The organism is Acinetobacter marinus, from assembly GCF_900096915.1.
GTDB lineage: Bacteria > Pseudomonadota > Gammaproteobacteria > Pseudomonadales > Moraxellaceae > Acinetobacter > Acinetobacter marinus.
The window spans coordinates 1-18,191 of record NZ_FMYK01000012.1; the positions used below are offsets into that span (position 1 = coordinate 1).

At 42.0% G+C, this 18,191-nt stretch carries 16 protein-coding genes; 1 reads left to right on the forward strand and 15 read right to left on the reverse strand.

The window, feature by feature from the left end; genetic code table 11:
- Positions 1-215: 215 nt before the first annotated feature.
- The 11 genes from BLQ60_RS13295 to BLQ60_RS13345 all read right to left on the reverse strand — a co-directional run bounded on the left by BLQ60_RS13295 (position 216) and on the right by BLQ60_RS13345 (position 13,283).
- The gene (locus tag BLQ60_RS13295) at positions 216-2,384 is read right to left on the reverse strand and encodes a TonB-dependent siderophore receptor (RefSeq protein ID WP_378235239.1); all 2,169 of its coding nucleotides are present in this window, start codon (positions 2,382-2,384) and stop codon (positions 216-218) included.
- A 166-nt stretch (positions 2,385-2,550) separates the two neighbouring features.
- Positions 2,551-3,342 (reverse strand): Rossmann-like and DUF2520 domain-containing protein, encoded by a 792-nt coding sequence (locus BLQ60_RS13300; RefSeq protein WP_244516058.1) that lies wholly within the window; start codon positions 3,340-3,342, stop codon positions 2,551-2,553.
- A 28-nt stretch (positions 3,343-3,370) separates the two neighbouring features.
- Positions 3,371-4,423, reverse strand: coding sequence for an alpha/beta fold hydrolase (locus BLQ60_RS13305; protein ID WP_092621598.1), 1,053 nt, complete (start codon positions 4,421-4,423; stop codon positions 3,371-3,373).
- Positions 4,424-4,425: 2 nt separating this feature from the next.
- The gene (locus BLQ60_RS13310; RefSeq protein WP_244516059.1) at positions 4,426-5,712 is read right to left on the reverse strand and encodes a YdcF family protein; all 1,287 of its coding nucleotides are present in this window, start codon (positions 5,710-5,712) and stop codon (positions 4,426-4,428) included.
- Positions 5,713-5,792: 80 nt separating this feature from the next.
- Positions 5,793-6,869, reverse strand: coding sequence for a UDP-N-acetylmuramate dehydrogenase (gene murB / locus BLQ60_RS13315; RefSeq protein WP_378235238.1), 1,077 nt, complete (start codon positions 6,867-6,869; stop codon positions 5,793-5,795).
- A 73-nt stretch (positions 6,870-6,942) separates the two neighbouring features.
- Positions 6,943-7,467 carry a low molecular weight protein-tyrosine-phosphatase gene (locus BLQ60_RS13320; protein ID WP_092621658.1) on the reverse strand — a complete coding sequence of 175 codons (525 nt, stop codon included), beginning with the start codon at positions 7,465-7,467 and terminating at the stop codon, positions 6,943-6,945.
- A gap of 192 nt (positions 7,468-7,659) precedes the next feature.
- Positions 7,660-8,178 (reverse strand): GNAT family N-acetyltransferase, encoded by a 519-nt coding sequence (locus BLQ60_RS13325; protein WP_092621601.1) that lies wholly within the window; start codon positions 8,176-8,178, stop codon positions 7,660-7,662.
- A gap of 69 nt (positions 8,179-8,247) precedes the next feature.
- Positions 8,248-9,012 (reverse strand): ABC transporter ATP-binding protein, encoded by a 765-nt coding sequence (locus BLQ60_RS13330; protein ID WP_092621603.1) that lies wholly within the window; start codon positions 9,010-9,012, stop codon positions 8,248-8,250.
- Positions 9,009-10,052 (reverse strand): FecCD family ABC transporter permease, encoded by a 1,044-nt coding sequence (locus BLQ60_RS13335; protein ID WP_092621606.1) that lies wholly within the window; start codon positions 10,050-10,052, stop codon positions 9,009-9,011. The genes BLQ60_RS13330 and BLQ60_RS13335 overlap by 4 nt, the downstream gene beginning before the upstream one ends.
- Positions 10,049-11,038 carry an ABC transporter substrate-binding protein gene (locus BLQ60_RS13340; protein WP_378235241.1) on the reverse strand — a complete coding sequence of 330 codons (990 nt, stop codon included), beginning with the start codon at positions 11,036-11,038 and terminating at the stop codon, positions 10,049-10,051. The genes BLQ60_RS13335 and BLQ60_RS13340 overlap by 4 nt, the downstream gene beginning before the upstream one ends.
- 166 nt (positions 11,039-11,204) lie before the next feature.
- Complete coding sequence (locus BLQ60_RS13345; RefSeq protein WP_092621664.1) at positions 11,205-13,283, reverse strand: TonB-dependent siderophore receptor; 2,079 nt, start codon at positions 13,281-13,283, stop codon at positions 11,205-11,207.
- Between the two features lie 360 nt (positions 13,284-13,643).
- Between BLQ60_RS13345 and BLQ60_RS13350 the strand changes: the two genes are divergently transcribed.
- Complete coding sequence (locus BLQ60_RS13350) at positions 13,644-14,096, forward strand: winged helix-turn-helix transcriptional regulator (RefSeq protein ID WP_092621609.1); 453 nt, start codon at positions 13,644-13,646, stop codon at positions 14,094-14,096.
- A gap of 367 nt (positions 14,097-14,463) precedes the next feature.
- On the opposite strand, the gene BLQ60_RS13355 is transcribed toward BLQ60_RS13350, so the two are convergent.
- From BLQ60_RS13355 to mltG, 4 genes are all read right to left on the reverse strand, one after another.
- Positions 14,464-14,946, reverse strand: coding sequence for a Dps family protein (locus BLQ60_RS13355; protein ID WP_092621612.1), 483 nt, complete (start codon positions 14,944-14,946; stop codon positions 14,464-14,466).
- Positions 14,947-15,291: 345 nt separating this feature from the next.
- On the reverse strand, positions 15,292-15,786 hold the full coding sequence (locus BLQ60_RS13360; protein ID WP_092621615.1) for a hypothetical protein: 495 nt from the start codon (positions 15,784-15,786) through the stop codon (positions 15,292-15,294).
- Positions 15,787-16,330: 544 nt separating this feature from the next.
- Positions 16,331-16,966: a dTMP kinase gene (tmk, locus tag BLQ60_RS13365; protein ID WP_092621618.1), complete on the reverse strand. Its 636-nt coding sequence runs from the start codon at positions 16,964-16,966 to the stop codon at positions 16,331-16,333.
- 133 nt (positions 16,967-17,099) lie between these two features.
- Positions 17,100-18,182: an endolytic transglycosylase MltG gene (gene mltG / locus BLQ60_RS13370; RefSeq protein WP_092621621.1), complete on the reverse strand. Its 1,083-nt coding sequence runs from the start codon at positions 18,180-18,182 to the stop codon at positions 17,100-17,102.
- Positions 18,183-18,191: the final 9 nt, after the last annotated feature.

Genomic DNA, 18,191 nt, shown 5'->3' on the forward strand with positions numbered 1-18,191 from the left:
CAATTTAGCTAAGTCATTGTTTATCAATAATTTTTAATCTGCATCTCCGCCGATAGGTGCGCATTCTACACCATTCCAAAACCAACGCAACCCCAAATTTTAAGTTTATTTATCAAGTGGGTGTTTTTTGGGCAATTTGGGTTATTTTATCCATTAAATGCGCAAATTTTAGTTGAATACGGCTTAATTACCGTACTCAACCATTTTGTCTTAGCTTAAAACTTATATTTGAAAGTTAAAGTTGTATTTCGAGGCTCGCCATAATTCATACTGTTTGCACCGATGCCATCATAATACTTTTTATCCAAAATATTTTTCATGTTGAGTTGCAGGCTGTAATTCGGATCAAACTGATAACCTAGCATGGCATTAAATAAAACATAATCATCCTGCTCAACAAGGTTTGCGCCTGAACCATTTGAAATATCACTAAAATAATTCAGTCCAGCCCCTGCTCTCCATTTTTCATTTTTATATTTAACAAACAGATTTGATGTAGTTCTGGCGTTATTTGTATTGACCTCTTCACCATCTGCATCTTCTGCATCAAAGTGCGCCACGCCAAAACTCACCCCCCAGTTATCGTTGATTTCGCCGTCGACTTCGAGCTCCACACCTTCACTGGTTACCCCATCAACACCACGGTAGGCTTGCTCTGTAGTTTGCACACCATCAACTGTGACATAGGTTCCTTCAATCGCCTCAGCATAATTGGTTTGTTCAATACGGAATAATGACAGCCCAGCGTTCATACGCCCATCAAATAGCTCACTTTTAAATCCTGTTTCATAATTTCGCCCAACGATAGGGTCAAGATAGTTGGCATTTGCATCACGTCGAGTTTGCGGTGTAAATATATCAGTATAACTTACAAACCACGTGTGGTTAGGCAAGAAGTCATAAACTAAACCGACATATGGTGTGGTTTCGTTTTTAAATTCACGCTCACCACTTTTCCAGTTTGATAAGCGTGCACCTGCGACAATCTTTAGTGGATCTAAGATTTGAAATCGCCCTGCAACATATGCCGCATTTTGCTCAACCTCAGTAAGTGCCAAATCATGAGGTGTTGTAATCGGTGTCAGCAAGGTGGTATTCATATCTGTAAAGTCAAGCGCATCGACGTTGATTGCCAAATCTTGATATGCAGGCTGAATACTTCCAAAACGATTGTATTTCTGCTGATTGCGGTTCCATGAACCACCCACAATAATTTCTTGCTCACGACCCGCTATTTCAAATGGTGCATTAACATAAACATCGACATTATCTTCGACATTTTTCACCGCAGATGAATAGACCGAAATTGCTCCAGCACTCAGATTAGTCGCTTTATCTACTGCGCCTGACACATACAAGAGTGCCGTATCAACCACTTCTTCTCGATTGGTATACGCCACGTTTAAGTTGATGTCATCATATATTTTTTGTTTTAAATTTGCGAAGAATGCGGTGGATTCAATATTCCAATACGTCCAATCCGAGCTCACAGTGAGTGAACGATCAAACTTAGTTCGAGTGCCATCTGTATAAAATGCAGGTGTGCCACCCCAACGAATGCCGTCACGGTCGAGGTCTTGATACATTGCTCCCACTGAAAGATAGGTACTGTCCGTCAAATCGTAGTCAATCGTACCATAAGCCACTTTGCGTTCACGTTGATAAAAATCCATAAAAGAATCTTCATCTGAATATTTGGCATAGATTCGACCACGCAATGAACCATCGGCATTCATTGGAAATGCCAAATCCGCTGAAGTTGAATAACTATCCCAAGAGCCTGCTGACGCTGAAACCTGCCCTTTAAATTCTTTTGAGTCTGCACGCTTTCTGATAAAGTTCAGACCCATTGCAGGACTACCTGCACCCGTCATTAAACCATTGGCACCTTTGACCACTTCCACTCGATCATAAATACCCAAGTCAAAATCACCCGTACCTAGGTTCAATGTACTTGGCATGCCATCCATAAGATAATAGTCCACACGAAAACCACGCGCATAGACTGACTGACGCTCGTCCGTACGAGGTGCGCTCACCCCTGTGATATTACCCATCAACTCTTGAAATGACTCAATATCACGATCGTCCAAATATTCTCGTGTATACACTTTTACGGTTTGCGGCGTCTCTCTGAGCGACAATGCCAACTTGGTTGCTGTATTACTACTTTCCGCTTTATAACTCCCCGTCCCTTCCGTGGTGCCATTACTTTCAGTCGCTTTCACTGTAATCACAGGCAAAGTTTGCACGGTTTGACCGTCAGTTGATTCTTCAGCATAGCTCTGCGCACTATAGATCACTGAGGTTGTAGCCAAAAACATGAAGCCCAAGTGAACAGCACGTGCTAATTTTGTTGGTTGAAATTTCGGGAGTGTAAACATTTTTGTTCCATCAAGAATTACAATTCAATACAAATTATAAATGATAATTAATATTATTTACATAGTTAATATCAATATTGTCGTATTTTAATCTCATTGCCCGTGTTTATACACTTTTATTTACTTTTAAAACAAATAGATAAGATAAATATAGATAATCTAGAAATTAATTTTTGGGTGTTCTTGCTTGGATGCCTTGACTCATTAGCTGGTAAATCGTTTGCCACTCGGTGTGATTAGTTAACATCAGTTGGTGCATCGCCAATATCTGCTGATCATGACGCACGGCAGGTCCTGTTTGATTTTCGACGGCACGAGCACGCTTCAATTTTTCGGCAGTTGCGTCGATCAAAGGTTGCAACAAATCGACATCGACCTGCTTTTCATCCAAAATTTGCTGGGCAATGTCATAGCAATAATTACTAAAATTGCAGGCAAATACTGCCGCTAAATGCAATGATAAACGCTGTTCCGAGTTGTATTGATAAATTTTTGAGCTAAAGTTTTCAGCAAAGATTTCTAATTTGTGTAAAGCATCTACTGACTTCGCTTCGATAAAAATCGGTGTGCTTTGCCAATCTATCTTTTGTTCAAAACTAAAGGTTTGCAGTGGATAAAACACGCCTGCGTTTCGCCCCAAATTGCTTAAAACGCTTAATGCTGTACTTCCAGATGTATGCGCAACCAGACCTTGATAATTGATTTGCGATAGCTTCTCCGAGATCTGTGTAATTGCCGAGTCACTCACACAGATTAAGAGAATATCTGTATCGTTGATCTGCGCTAAATCATCAATCGCTGTCGCATGAACTTGATCTGCCAAAACCTGTGCCTTTTCCACACTGCGATTAAAGATGTACTGAATTTTTTGATTTTGCTGATGCAAATGTAAGGCAAGATGCGTTGCTACCCGCCCTGTACCGATAATGGAAATTTTTAATTGCTCGTGATCAGACACTGTTTTTCTCAAATCTTCTCGACAAGTCTTAGTAATATTGCCGTTTATACTTGGCATGTAGAAATGCAGGAATCAAACCTGTCAAAGCGGCACGAATATCTTCACGCTCATTGATGAGCTGATGTGAGCCTTCTTCTAATATTAAGGACGTCTGTAAGCGGAATTTTCGGCGAATAAATTCATGGTTATAACGCCAATCTACCGTCTGATCGAGCGCACCTTGCGCCAACCAAACAGGAATGCGACAAGGCGGACGAGCCTCCATGACAGGCATCCAACGTGCCAACGCCAAAATCCAATCCACACTCAATGATCGAGGTTGTAGCGGGTCTTGTAAACGCACGAAGCGCAGAAACTCAGGATTATGATTATTGCGTTTAAACTTGCGAGGCACCTGCCGAGTAATTCTGCGGACAATACCAAGCCCAACCGTATTATGCCACCATGATGATTTCGCTGGTCGAATCAATGGCGACAACAACAACACTCGATCGATCAAAGGTAACTGACGATTTTCTGCATATTCCAATAAATGATGCATCCATATCGCCCCGCCCGTACTCTGCCCAATCCCGTGCCACGGTTTAGGCAATGCTTTGGCGTCACCGACCACATCGGCAATCGCATGCAGCACTTTTTGATAATCTTCAAAATCATCAATGCCTGCAATAGTACCATTACTCAAGCCATGCCCTGGCAAGTCGAATGCCAAGACACTAAAGCCTTGCTCCAAGATTTCTTTGATAATTGGTTGGTAAATGCCACTGTGCTCGAGATAACCGTGAACCAACCACACCGAACCTTTCACCTGTTGCGGTTCATCATGCGAATCATCATGAAATTTTGGCTCATAGACTTGCACGTGAATCCGAAACTGATCGACTTCCACCATGCCCTGCCAATGATAACTGTCCAACTGATCTAAAGCATATAAACGTCGATAACCCTCAAGCATGGGGTTCAGCAAGGTCGGCTCAGACAAATCCAAATGATTCAGCGCCTTTGGTGTTTCGACTGGATCAGGAATAGGTAAGTCTGTGGCGCTGAGGAGCGCAGGATTCATAAATGGAATATTTGCCATGATTAAGGAATCTCCCGACAATTACTTTCGCCAAACCACACATCACGTAAGGTCGCTAAAATTTCATAGGTCACACGACGACTATGCATCAAATTTTGCTTGCTCGGTTGCCAGTCAGTCATTGTGTTTGGTAAAGGCGCAGTGACTGGAATGGTGGCAATGCCATTGATGGCAAACAGGCGTTTGGCACGTGCCATATGATAGGCATCAGTCACCAAAAATACCGTTGGTGCGCCACCTTGTTTTTGTAATAACAGTGAACTAAATCGTGTATTTTCACAGGTATTCATGCTGCGATTTTCAAGAAATTGCGCATGAATCTGATGTTGTTCTAGCCATTTTTGCATATAAGGTGCTTCCACACCGCTGAGCACGATCGGCAAATGATGGGTCTGATAAATCTCAACCGCTTGCTCAAGTCGCTTCTTGGTATAGGCATTGACCACGATTTCGCCCTTTTTCTCACCACTGGTCAAGCCCCCACCGAGAATCACGATCGCATGTGGCTGATGGGTTGGGCGCTGAAAAATAAATGGCGTATGTGAAGTATTTTCACTCTCCGCTTGGCTGTCCTCGAGTTGAATTTTGCTTTGATCATCGGTCAAAAACGCACGATACTGCGCAAATAATGGCTGATTTTCATCACTCATCATCTCGCTGTATAAAGTATCTGCATCGAGATCTTGGCGAGTAGCTTGTGCATTTGCAGATGTACTTGGTGTTGTTTGCGATGGCGCTGAATTGCTTGAAGCTGTTGAATTGCTTGATGCTGCTGAGCTGTTTAATGCTGCAGCATCGCTAGATGGTGTGGTTAACAAACTTCTCGCTTCTTGTTCAACCTCTGCCGTTGAACTTGCTGTTTCTTGGTCTTCTTGTTGTTGGTCAAGGTTTTCTTGTGGTGCATTGTTGGCGAACACTTGCAATTGATGGTTCAACTCATCTTGCTTTTGTTCTTCGATCATTTTCAGCAACAGATTGTAGCGTTGTTGCAGTTGCAAAAACTTGGATGCATCATTCTGATCAAGGCTGTGATTGACCTCAGCCAAATACGCCTGCCGTGCCACCCACTCTTTGGAGCCTGGTTCGAGCTCATTTTCGGCGCTGAGTTGTCCATTTTTTTGACTTTCTGCCGCCACAGGATCGACTTTTTCACTGACAAAACGATCAAGCAACCAAAGACCACTTTTGGCGTAGTACGGACTATAAACAAAGGCAATAAGCGCCACAAAGACAATTGCCAATGCAATCATCCAAAATAGCATACGTCGTACCTTTGTTGCTTTAGCCATTAACATCCTTTCATTCGAAGTAATACCGTCATTGATAAAAAGTCATCTGTAATCCGTCTGGAACTTATTCATCTGAATGCTCATGTGAACAGATCATGTGAACGAATCGTGCCATCTTCGCCCAATAATACGGGTTCAGGCTCCAGACGAATAGCGAATTTTTGATATATATCGTGTTGAATTTGTTGATATGTGCGTTTGACATCCTGTTGATCTGCAACCGCATAATTGACCAAAACCAATGCCTGACGTTCAAACATCCCAACCGAACCTAGCCGTTTGCCTTTCCAGCCCGCTTGCTCAATCAGCCAGCCCGCTGCGACTTTCACTGCCGTATTGGCTTGCGCAGTTAATTTATAATGTGGGGCATTGGGGTGTTTTTCAATAAACTCGGCAAACTGCACTGCATCCAACACAGGATTTTTAAAAAAACTGCCTGTATTTGGAAATTCTTTTGGATCAGGCAATTTGGCTTGGCGAATCGCCACAATCGCATCAAATAACTTTTGCGGACTTGGCACATCACCAACACGTTGTGCCACATCGGCATAATTCAGTTTAAATTCTGCTTTTTTCAATAAACGAAAACTCACCGCATAGACGATATATCGTCCTGCATTGCGTTTAAAAAGGCTCTCTCGATAGCCAAATTGACATTGATCCGCATCAAACACCACATGACATTTTTGCGTTAAGTCATAGGCGAAAATCTGCGCAATAAACTCACCGACTTCGACACCATAGGCACCGATATTTTGAATCGGCGATGCACCGACACAACCAGGAATTAGTGCGAGATTTTCTAGACCATGATAGCCATTGACACAGCACCACTGTACAAACTCGTGCCAATTTTCACCTGCTTGGACTTTAAGTAATACCGTGTGATCATCTTGTTCGACAATGTCTTTGCCCATGTTTTGCATGCGCACAGTCAAGGTCTGCATTTTTGCAGGAAGCACAATATTACTGCCACCAGACAACACAAAAATGGATAATTTTTCAGCCTCGGCAAATTCAACAATCGCTTCAATTTGAGATGAGTTTGTCAGTGCAATGTAATGACTACTTTGTGACTGTAGCGCCAGTGTATTGAACGGACTTAAGTCAAAATCTAACTGTACATTTTGATTGATATTGTGTTGTTTTGAAGTCACTGATTTTCCAAATAATGCTGAATAATGTGGATATAAATATCTAAACCATATCTTAAGTCATTTCTATGATATTTTACCCAATACCTTGCGATTGCCAATATTTCACCCATGCTGCACTGCTCGATTCACACTGAGCAATCACCCGCTCAAAGCCATCTGCCCCGCCATAATAGGGATCGGGTAAGGCTTGTTTTGGATAAATAGCATCATGCGCACTCATTAAAGCGACTTTTGCATTCACTTGGTCTGCTTGCGCTTTCAAACGTAGAATATCAGCATAATTGTCATGATCCATTGCCAAAATGAGATCAAAATCCTGAAAATCAGCCAATTGTAATTGTCTTGCTCGTAAGTGACTCAAATCATAACCATGCGCCTGCGCATGACGCTGACTGCGTGAATCAGGTGTTTTATTCGGATGATAATTACTGGTGCCTGCTGAATCCACCTGTATGTCTAATCCTGCACGTAATGCCTGTTGTTGTAAAATCACCTCTGCGGTTGGCGAACGACAAATATTGCCCAAGCACACGCACAGCACTTTATATGGAGCTGAGATTTTTGAAGCACGTTCAGGAGAGTTGAATGGTTTCGACATGGCTGTCCAAAGTTGAAATGTACATGAATGTTGAAATGCGCAACGTGTGAAAATAAAAAAATCCATAAGAAATTAATGCATGCAACATTAACAAAATCAAGCGAAATACAAAAGTGTCGCTTTGCAAAAAACCATCATTCGATCTCACGATGTTCTACCATAAAACATCATCGAAAATGCGAAATCCTCCATTCATGTCGCATCACAGACTGAAAGCAAACGCTGCATATGAATGGTGTCATACTGTGCAATCCACTCTCGTTTTATCTGCTGAAAACCTTGTTTTTGCCAAAAATATTCTGCCGCAGGTAAAAACGGATGGGTATGCAAATAAAGCTGTTCAATCTGTGCAGCTTGCGCATGCTCGAATAAACACTGACACAGCGCATTGGCAATACCTTGCCGTCGATAGTCAGGATCGACAAATAATTTCACCACTTCGACTGTGCTGAGATGCTGTGACATAGGAAGCTGAAAACGACGATCATAAGCACGATAAGCAACACTGCCAATAATTCGATCTGCCGACTTCGCAACCACGAAACATCCCAAATCATGCTCAAGATATAAACCCTGAAAATTCGCAATATCGTTAGGAATCGCTGATTGATAGACTTCTGGAAAAAGTAATAACCGACTTGCCAAAGCGAATTGTTTGGCTTGTTCAATATCGGCATCTTGTAAGCATTCGATTTGTATTGAGCGATTCATGTTGCTTGTTCATCTCGTTAGTGCTGATGTTTTAAGTTTTGCTGAGTAGGCATGTGCACTGTTCAAAACTTATAGCCACGAATGATCAGGCACCACAATGGTTTTGTCCTGAATCATCGCCTCATGAAACTCCACATCATAAACACTCTTTAAAAATACAGGATCAGTCAGTCGAGCATGATCATCAGGCTGAATCACTTGATATTGACGCATAAAAAATAATTGATCGGCAAATAAAAATGCCAGATTGGGATCGTGCATAATCGCAATCACGGTAAAATTCTGCCGTGATAGCTGCCTGAGCTTTTTCATCAAATAAGACTGATAATACACATCCAAATGGTTGGTGGGCTCATCCAACAAAATCACTTTAGGCGCTTGTACCAAAATCCGTGCAATCATCACCAGTTGACGCTCACCACCTGACAGTTCGGTATAGGAACGATGCTTAAGATGCTCAATATCAAGGTCAGCCAATGCTTGATCGACCAGTTGCCAATCTTGACGTGACGGATGAAAGCGACTAAAGGCAGCACGCCCCGTGATCACCACATCTTTGACTTGGAACGGAAAAACGGTTTTATGAAACTGTGGTAAAAAACCAAGCAAACTCGCCCGCTGTTTGGCTTTGTATGCTGACAGTGCTTGACCTGCATAAAGGATTTGTCCACTTTGCACTGGCTCAAGTCCAGCCATGAGTTTGAATAAGGTCGATTTTCCACAGCCATTACGCCCCAAAATCACCGAAAACTGCTGCTCAGGAAATTGCAAATCAATGTTTTTTAACACTTGCTTTTGCCCATAGGCATAATTCAACTGTTGAATCCGTATCATGACCAATTCATCCGTTGGGTTTTCATCAAGATTAAGAAGAATGGTGCGCCAAGTAACATGGTAAAAATTCCAATCGGAATTTCAAAGGTCAGCAATACCCGTGAAAAATTGTCAATCAACAATAAACAACTGCCCCCCAAAATCATATTGGCAGGAATGCTTGCCCGATGATCAGGTCCCACAAGCATCCGTACGATATGTGGCATAAACAAACCATATAAACTGATAATCCCAGCTGCTGCCACCGAGGTCGAGGTACACAGTGTCACCAGCGCAATTAATATCATTTGCTCCCATTTCGGATTGACACCAACTGCTTGTGCTTCTTCTGCGCCGAGTGCCAACAGGTTGAGTCGCCAGCGCATCAAATATAAGCCGATCAAACCGATAGCAATCGGCACGATGGCATAATGCACTTTTTGCCATGTGGCTTGATGCAGATTGCCCATCGTCCACTGCACGATGGCTTGTAGCTTGAGCGGATCACTTAGATATTGAATGATGGTTAATCCCGCCAGAAATAATCCTGACACGATCATGCCCGACAAGATCACCATCACCAACGAGGTCTGACTCTCATGCTTTTGAAAGGCAAATAAATAGGTCAACAGCACCGCACTCAACCCAAAAACAAATGCCGACACATTCGCCGACCAGCCACCGAGTGATAATGCCAATGCTGCTCCAAAGGCTGCACCCGAAGAAATGCCAAGCACATATGAATCCACCAAAGGATTGCGAAACAGTGCCTGCAAACCATTGCCTGCAGTTGCCAATGCCGCACCGACCATAAAGGTAAGTAGAATACGAGGCAAGCGCACATTAAAAATGATGTTTTGCATTAAGGCAAATTGCTCGGCATCAAAAAAATGCGCAACACCAAGCCACTGCATAAACCACTGACTATATTGCCAAGCACTTAAGGTCTTAGACGGTCCGATCAGCATCGAGATAAAAATTAATACAATGGGTAATGGATAAAACCAATAGGCTGGGAGCTTTGCTTTGACCTCTGTGACCAGCAACTCGGCATGACTCATGACATCAGCGCCTTGGCAATCGCTTCGCCATATAATTCAGTGAGTATTTTCAATTGCAAAGTCGCCACAGGCAAATCTGCCGAATCTGGATAAATGCTATGATTCAAAGAAATCGCCGTCACAATAATTTTGATGGTGTGTGGATTATAAATAAATGCAGGGGTCAAATTAAACACTTGATGGGTACGCACTGCTTTGAGTTGTTGCAACTCCTCTCGTTGATAAATCAACTCAGGATCACTATTCCACAGCACAATATTATCAGGATTCCATTCGATCAAAGTTTCAGGGTTGACATTGGGCTGGCTGGCATCGGTTTTGAGGATGTTCACTGCGCCTGCCAGTTCGATGAAATCATTGGTGATGGATTGTCGCCCTGAGGTTGAAAAAATCCGTCCACCCGACCACGCATAATAAATACTTTCCTTATTGGCTTGCTTGGCAGTATTAGCCGCCACTTTCGCAAGCTCACGATCGGCAAAGCGCAGCAATTGATTCGCTCGGGCTTCTGCGCCAGTCAAGATGGCAATTTCAGCGAGTTCCTCTTTGACCTGTGCATAGGTACTCGACTCCATCACGTACACAGCGATATGGAACTTGCGCAGTAAGTCGATGGTTTGGGTTTGACCACTGCCAACAATGACTAAATCAGGCTTGAGCAAGACCAAACTTTCGATATTGGTGGCATTGGCACCTTGTGATGGCGTCGCCAATTGTTTAGCAGCAATACGAGGATCGAGCTTGGAATAGGCTTGGTACAATAAGGGCTGTAAATACACCTCAGCAGGAATTCCGACCACTTTATGCCCTTGTTGCAACATATATAAGCCGTCTAGTGCCGACTCAAACAAAGACACCACCCGCATCGCATGATGATCCATACAGACGTCGGTTTGACTACTATCCAGCACACAAATCGCTTGCTTTGTGGCAAGTTTAGACGCTGGATGTGTGCCATTTTGAAATTGCACGCTAGGAGGTTGCAGCGCTGTGCTTTTCTCATCTTTTGGCACATCTTGCTGTGCATTGAACTGACTATCACAGCCATAACACAGCATCAGCACGCCCAGTGATAAGTTGCGAAGTACATTCGTTCCAATCATATCGACTGCACGCTATGCTGTGACAAAATGCTTTGCCAAATTACTGATTTTAAAATTGCCATGCAACACTCAAAGATGCTTTTAAAGGTTCGCTAGGTTGTACCCATAGACTACTATAGCTCGATAAATAGTATTCTGTATCAAATAGATTATGCAGATTGAGTTGATAACGCACTCGAGGACTCGCTTGATAATAACCTGATACATTGAACAAAGTGTAATCTGGCAAGGTAAATCCGTTACTGGTACTGGTCGGACTATCACCACTACGTGAGCCAACATAGCTGACATTGGCGATCAGACCTGCACTTTGCAAATCATGTTGCCAAAAATCATAATTCAGATTGAGATTGGCAGCATGCTTTGGCACATTGGTCAGCGGTGAACCTTTGGGCAAGTAATTGTCTTTGGTCACTTCGGCATCGGTATAGCTATAATTCGCCGACATAGCGAGCTGATCCGTCCAACGATGACGCACATCAACTTCCACACCACGGCTACGCACTTCACCAGCAGTGGCTTCATAGTTACTATCCACAGGATCGACCATCAACACATTTTTCTTCTTCATGTCAAAAACCGCGACGCTCAGCTCGCTGTCATCTTGCCACTGAAACTTACTGCCAAGCTCTACACTTTTCGACTCCTCAGGATCAAACGTTTGAAAATCTCGTCCCATGCCGTTATTCATAGCAAATGCTGTGCCATAGTTACTATAAATAGACCACGAGTCTGTCGGGCGATAGGTGATGGCGATCCGTGGGCTAAATTGATTGTGTGTGCGTTGATCACGACTGTCATTGAGGTGATTTTCAAATGCTTGTTTGACATGATCAAGGCGCCCACCGAGCACTAGATTCCATTGATCATTAAAGAATATTTGATCTTGTAGGTTCAGCGCCATATAGCGTTGTCTTTCATCTGAGTCGGTAAATAGTGCCATTTCAGGCGAGAACTGCCCATAAACTGGATCATAAATATTGATCCAATTTGGATATTCATTGCTATGATTACGGCGTAATTGTTTTTGCTTAAAGTCATATTGCCCTGCTTCAGTCGCGATGACCAATTCATGACGTGCCCAATCTTGATCAATCGTACCCAATAACTCCGCCTGCCACATCAAATCTTCAGTTTGATAGTTACGATAACGGCGTTGTCGCTCAAGTGTTTCGCCATCTGCTTGGATTCTTCTCGGCTCTGTCGAAAAACCGACCATTTGCGCATCTTTATAACTGATTGCAGAGCGTAATTTCCAGTCGGGATTGAGCGCATGGCTCAGACGCAATTGATACCAATAATCCTTAACCCGCATATCACCGTCGCTCGGCTCACCTGTAAACGTTGAGCTATCCATGGTCAAACGATTATTGACCGCAGAAATGCCCCGATCAAAAGTTCCTAAATGCTGCGTAAACTCAGTATCCAAATCAATTTGCGTGGCATCACTCAAACGCCATGACAATTGTGGTGATACAAACAGTTGCTCACTGCTAACATGATCTCGAAAAGATTGATTATCCTCATGGGCGACAGCGATGCGATACGCAAGCTGATCATTGATCGGCGCAGTACGCTCTGCACTGACACGATATTCCTCTTGGCTAGAGGCACGCAAGGTGACCCGATTCTCAGTGTCCCATTGTGGTTGTTTACTATTAATGTTGAGTACGCCACCAACTTCGCCCCGACCATAAAGCGCTGCACTAGGTCCTTTTAAAAATTCCATCGACTCAACATTGAGCATATCTCGAGGTGCAGAAAATCCTCGACTAACACTCAAGCCATTGCGGATAAATGTAGAACCTGTATTTGGATTCCCTTGAAAACCACGAAAAGAATAATTTTCCCAAAAACCGCCACCAAAATTACTTTGATGAAATACACCACTCACTTGGCTTAAGGCGTCATCAATGCGTTGAATATCTTGTGATTCAATCAGTTTCTCAGAGAGATAACTGCGGCTAAATGGCACGTCCATCAGATCATGACTAAATTTGGTTGCTGAAGCTGTCGCTGTCTCTGATGTTTCTTCATCGCTGGCTTGTACTACAATGGTATTGAGCTGATACACTTCATCGGTCGTATCAGAGTCTGCTGCATAACTTAATTGACTCAAAATCAGCATAGAAATCGCCAAACTTAAATAGCTTTTCACAGCACGTCTGCCCACTATCTCAACGGCGCAATTATATTTCAGCATCATACTTCCCCAGATGGTAAATTTATGCAATATTATAACATTTCATCAATTTAGCAAGCATTTTTTATGCTTAACAATATAATTTTAATCACTTTTTAATTTATTAATGGCTACAAACAAATCATCTAAAATATCATTTTGGGCTTATCCTTAAAACTCACTTTTATGGTTAGAGCCTACACTTGCTCACTCGTAACCATTCAATGAAAAACAATAATTGGTGCATGACGTCATTTATGTTAATATCTTTTTAATAGTGATTATTTAAGTAGCTGAGCGTAAACCATGAGCCAAAAAATTGTCAATGAAACCTGTCCAATCGCACGTAGCTTGTCAGTGTTTGGCGACACATGGAGCATCCTTATCCTGCGTGATGCGCATGCAGGTTTTACACGTTTTGATCAATTTCGCAAACGCCTGAATATCGCCCCAACCATGCTGACCAAGCGCCTGAATAATTTGGTCGAAGATGGCTTACTGGAAAGAAGCCGTTATTCAGACAACCCACCACGTGAAGAATATCTGCTCACCCCAGCTGGGCAAGATTTTTTACCGATTTTGTTTATGCTTGGAGATTGGGGACGTAAATACAAACCGCATCAACAGCCTGAATTAATGCAGCAGTTTTATGATGAGCAAGGCACAGCAATTGAGCCGATTGTAATTGACCAATGTACAGGTGCGAAAATCGGCTCTCGCAAAATTTTAGCGAAACCGCCGATCACGGAGAAAAACTGAAATATGTCATCAAACTGAAAACTTACTGCGCTAAATTGGTCAGCACAACATGATAAGAATAATTTTCTGATAACAGCGCAGAAAAATAAAAACAGGATAAAACCCAAGGACAGACAAGCGTTCAAGGGCGAGCAGGCAGACACAATGATAACGACACTCGACCAATCAACTTTTGAAGCGGAGTTGATTGGTTTTTTATTGCTTAGATTTTATAAATCATTTTATCCTGCACCTTTCACTCGGCTCAATGCTCACTGAACCAGCATACACGACATAAAAAAGCACCACCGAGGTGATGCTTCAAACTCAAAATGAAACCGAATATCCTGTCTAATTGCGAATCTAATCGTTGATCAAAAATCAGAACTTAGCCAAGAAAAGCATTATACATCCACACCAGTTTCTCTTGTTCAAGCACATATTCAGTGACTAAGTCCGAAGAGCCCTGATCGTCCACTGCCTCAGCGGCTTCTGACACTTTACGTTGTTCCTCAATCAAACTTTGCAAACCCGAGACCACGCCTTGTACACACTGCTTACCATCATGCACGTTCTTATCTTCTTTGATCGATGCATTCTCAGAAAAGTCAGAATATGCGTGCAAAGGTGTGCCACCGAGGGTCAGGATACGCTCTGCGATTTCATCAATTTGCAGTTGTAAATCAGTATATAGCTCTTCAAACTTTTCATGTAGGGAGAAGAAATGTTCGCCTTTTACATTCCAGTGATAGCCACGCACATTGATATAAAAAATGTGATAGCTTGAAAGCAGGTGATTCAATTTATTGATAATGTCTGTCATGTCTTTTTTTTCAAGACCGATTTGATTTGTATTTGCCATCTGATTCATTGTCCTCTATCTAAATTTAAAAAAATTTCGATATATCTAACTTTGCAAAACAATTCACATGCAACACATGTAAACAAGCACGGCATAAAAGGCAAAGTCAGACAGATCATCAATTGCGCAAAAATACTCTAGCAAATCCTTTTCACCGACTGTGTATCAGTGATTAATGCTTTGTTAGCAAAATGTTATTTTATCTTTTTTGAAGTAAACGAATGCTTTTGAATCCTCAATTCACCCCGCAAACCAGCAAAATAACACATTGATTTTGCTGGTTTGCATGACTCATTTTTTCAGAATTGTTTTTCTAGCTCACATTATCCAAATTTGGATAAATCAAATGTACCGTTAGATTTTTGCATTTAATACCTGTTTCGGCACTCTCGTCTGCCAATTATCCTTTAAACTCGGCACATAAAACTGCGCACCGACCTCGACTAATTCGGCATCCAAAAGACTGTGTACAGTGAGCAAAAAGATGTAATCCGCATGCAGTGGATTGAGCGTATTTTGTTGTTGCAGAAACTTTTTGCGGGTTTGCTGTGCCTGAGTCACCAGTTGATTGGCAAATTGTCGATCTTTCAATTTTGTCATCGCAGTCAAACGCAACTCCACTGTCGCCCATTCTTGAATCAATTTCTGGAAAATATCAAACTCTCGGCGACTACTCTCCCATGTCAACTGCTCAAGCGCTTCGCTAGATTCAGGCAAAATCGGCAATAACAAGTCCATGGTACTTGGAAAAATTTTCTTAAAATTCATCATAAACTTGACAGGATCATCACCTGGATAATCATTAAACTGCACGGTCTGCTGACGATCTGTTAAGAAAATAGTAAACATAATAGCTTGGGCTCAAATCTACAAAGGTGCCTATTGTAGTGTGTCTTGATGCGAAAGACTATCTTCACATCCAGTGCTGGACTTTTTAATCACGACTTCACTTTTTAGCTGATAATGATTTTCAATCTATACCCTTCATATTTTATTCATTATGTGGATATCTACTGGCAATATTTGTCACTTTTTGCCAATAACAATTATCGATACAGATGCAATAAGTTTGCATCATTCATTAATTATTTTAAAAAAAATACAGAAAACCATTTAAATTACCTAAATTATTAATATTTTCTCATCAAAACAAGATTATATTAAGATTTATTTTGCAATATTTACTTAATATCTCTTTAAGTAATGATTCATTTTGCACATCACATTTTCATAAAAAATGTTAAACTCAGTTCACATAATTATAAAAAACCTAGCTGTAAAGCAACCTTCCTCCAGAGCAAGGTTAGTGTTCAGTGCTGATGAACACTAACCTTATTTTTTTGTCTTAACAATTACTTTACTTCGATTTCAATAAAAATTAACCAATGAATTTTTACATCGGATTTATTTCAGAAACCGCTTTCCCACCCAAAAACTTTTCAATGATTTCTAACGCCTGCTGATGAAGTTGTTTAGCACTTTGAGAAGCATCAAGACGAATGATGCGCTGTGGATGTTGTTCCGCTAACTGGCGATAGCTCGCTTGAATACGCTGAAAAAACTCTATCTTTTCCTGTTCAAACCGATCTAGCGCACCACGATTCTTGGCACGTTGCATGCCTTGCTCGACTGGTAAATCTAACCAAAAGGTCAGATCAGGCATTTTTGCGACAAAAGTATCGGTTAAAAGATCAATCTGGGATTTATCCATGCCCCGCCCACCATGTTGATAAGCCACACTGGCATCGACAAAACGATCACAGAGTACGATTTTATTTGCAGACAATGCGGGTACAATCACTTGGTCGAGATGTTGCGCACGGGCTGCATAGATCAATAGTAGTTCTGTGGCAGGATTCATCTGCTCCTGCTTTGGCGTCAATAATAACTCACGGATCTGCTCCGCAAGCGGTGTGCCACCTGGTTCTCGGGTTAATACCACAGCGGACTTTTCACTTAGGCTTTGATTCAAACTGGCGATCAAAGTACTTTTCCCAACGCCCTCGGTGCCTTCAAAACTGATAAACATACTTATTCCTTTTTAAGTCGATACTTTTATAGTCAAAGCAGTTTATTCCTGATACAAGGCAACCGAATGAATATGTACATACCGTACTTTGAATGAGGTTAACGCAGTAGCAGAATAAAATGCGACGACTATATCATTGATTACGATTTTTTCGCAGTTGCGCTAGATAGTCTTTCACCGCTTGATTATGCTCATCCAATGTCGTGCTAAATGTGTGCCCACCATTGCCCGTCGCCACAAAGTAAATCGCCTTACCATCATCAGGATGCAAAGCTGCATGGATCGACTTTTGACTTGGTAAGGCAATTGGTGTCGGCGGTAAGCCATTGATCGTGTAGGTGTTATACGGTGTCGGGGTGGTTAAATCACTGCGACGAATATTACCCTTGTAGCGATCGCCCATGCCATAGATCACAGTTGGATCAGTTTGCAGACGCATACCAATGTTTAAGCGACGTACGAAGACACCTGACACTTGCTCAAGCTCTGCATCAACAGACGTTTCTTTTTCCACGATCGACGCCATGATGAGCGCCTCATAGGCATTGGCATACGGTAAATCTGCACTGCGCTTTGCCCATTCTTCTGCCAAAATTTTCTGCTGACGTTGATACAAATCTTTCAGAATCGTTAAGTCAGTTTCACCTTTGGCATAAAAATAAGTGTTCGGCGCAAATAAACCTTCTGGATGCGTTTCGCTTGCACCGATGGCTTTTAAAATCGCCGTATCTGGCTGATTAAGCACGGTGTTTTTTACATATTGATTATTTTTAAGTTGTTGTTTCAGTTGTTTAAAGGTTGTACCTTCAATCACTAAAATGCGAATCATCTGTGCATTTTCAGCATTACTCACCATATTCAAAACGGATGCAATCGATGTACCTTGATGCACTTCATAGACCCCTGCTTTCATCGTGTCGTTAATCAACAATCGCTGATACAGTTTCAGCACAATTGGAAATTTAACTTGATCATTTTCAGCAAGTTGCTCAATAAATTTGGAATAGGTCTGCCCTTTTTCCACCGATAACATTTGCACTTTTTTATCCGTAGGATAATCTTTCCAAAGGCTTTGTGAGAGCACATAAGCACAAATAAGCAATCCAATCACGCAAACTAGTGCGATGACTTTTAGAAATTTTTGATTAAAAAAACCAGACTTATTTTTTGCAGATCGATTCGACGTTGCTGGTTTGCGCTGAGTTTGCTTTGCCATAAAAATGCT

What these genes read in the sequence shown, in the direction of transcription:
- BLQ60_RS13355 (WP_092621612.1), bottom strand. Translation starts at nt 14,946, where the DNA reads ATGAATCAGATGGCAAATACAAATCAAATCGGTCTTGAAAAAAAAGAC.
- mltG (WP_092621621.1), bottom strand. Translation starts at nt 18,182, where the DNA reads ATGGCAAAGCAAACTCAGCGCAAACCAGCAACGTCGAATCGATCTGCA.
- tmk (WP_092621618.1), bottom strand. Translation starts at nt 16,966, where the DNA reads ATGTTTATCAGTTTTGAAGGCACCGAGGGCGTTGGGAAAAGTACTTTG.
- BLQ60_RS13335 (WP_092621606.1), bottom strand. Translation starts at nt 10,052, where the DNA reads ATGAGTCATGCCGAGTTGCTGGTCACAGAGGTCAAAGCAAAGCTCCCA.
- BLQ60_RS13310 (WP_244516059.1), bottom strand. Translation starts at nt 5,712, where the DNA reads ATGGCTAAAGCAACAAAGGTACGACGTATGCTATTTTGGATGATTGCA.
- BLQ60_RS13320 (WP_092621658.1), bottom strand. Translation starts at nt 7,467, where the DNA reads ATGTCGAAACCATTCAACTCTCCTGAACGTGCTTCAAAAATCTCAGCT.
- BLQ60_RS13350 (WP_092621609.1), top strand. Translation starts at nt 13,644, where the DNA reads ATGAGCCAAAAAATTGTCAATGAAACCTGTCCAATCGCACGTAGCTTG.
- BLQ60_RS13360 (WP_092621615.1), bottom strand. Translation starts at nt 15,786, where the DNA reads ATGTTTACTATTTTCTTAACAGATCGTCAGCAGACCGTGCAGTTTAAT.
- BLQ60_RS13325 (WP_092621601.1), bottom strand. Translation starts at nt 8,178, where the DNA reads ATGAATCGCTCAATACAAATCGAATGCTTACAAGATGCCGATATTGAA.
- BLQ60_RS13345 (WP_092621664.1), bottom strand. Translation starts at nt 13,283, where the DNA reads ATGCTGATTTTGAGTCAATTAAGTTATGCAGCAGACTCTGATACGACC.
- BLQ60_RS13305 (WP_092621598.1), bottom strand. Translation starts at nt 4,423, where the DNA reads ATGGCAAATATTCCATTTATGAATCCTGCGCTCCTCAGCGCCACAGAC.
- BLQ60_RS13330 (WP_092621603.1), bottom strand. Translation starts at nt 9,012, where the DNA reads ATGATACGGATTCAACAGTTGAATTATGCCTATGGGCAAAAGCAAGTG.
- BLQ60_RS13295 (WP_378235239.1), bottom strand. Translation starts at nt 2,384, where the DNA reads ATGTTTACACTCCCGAAATTTCAACCAACAAAATTAGCACGTGCTGTT.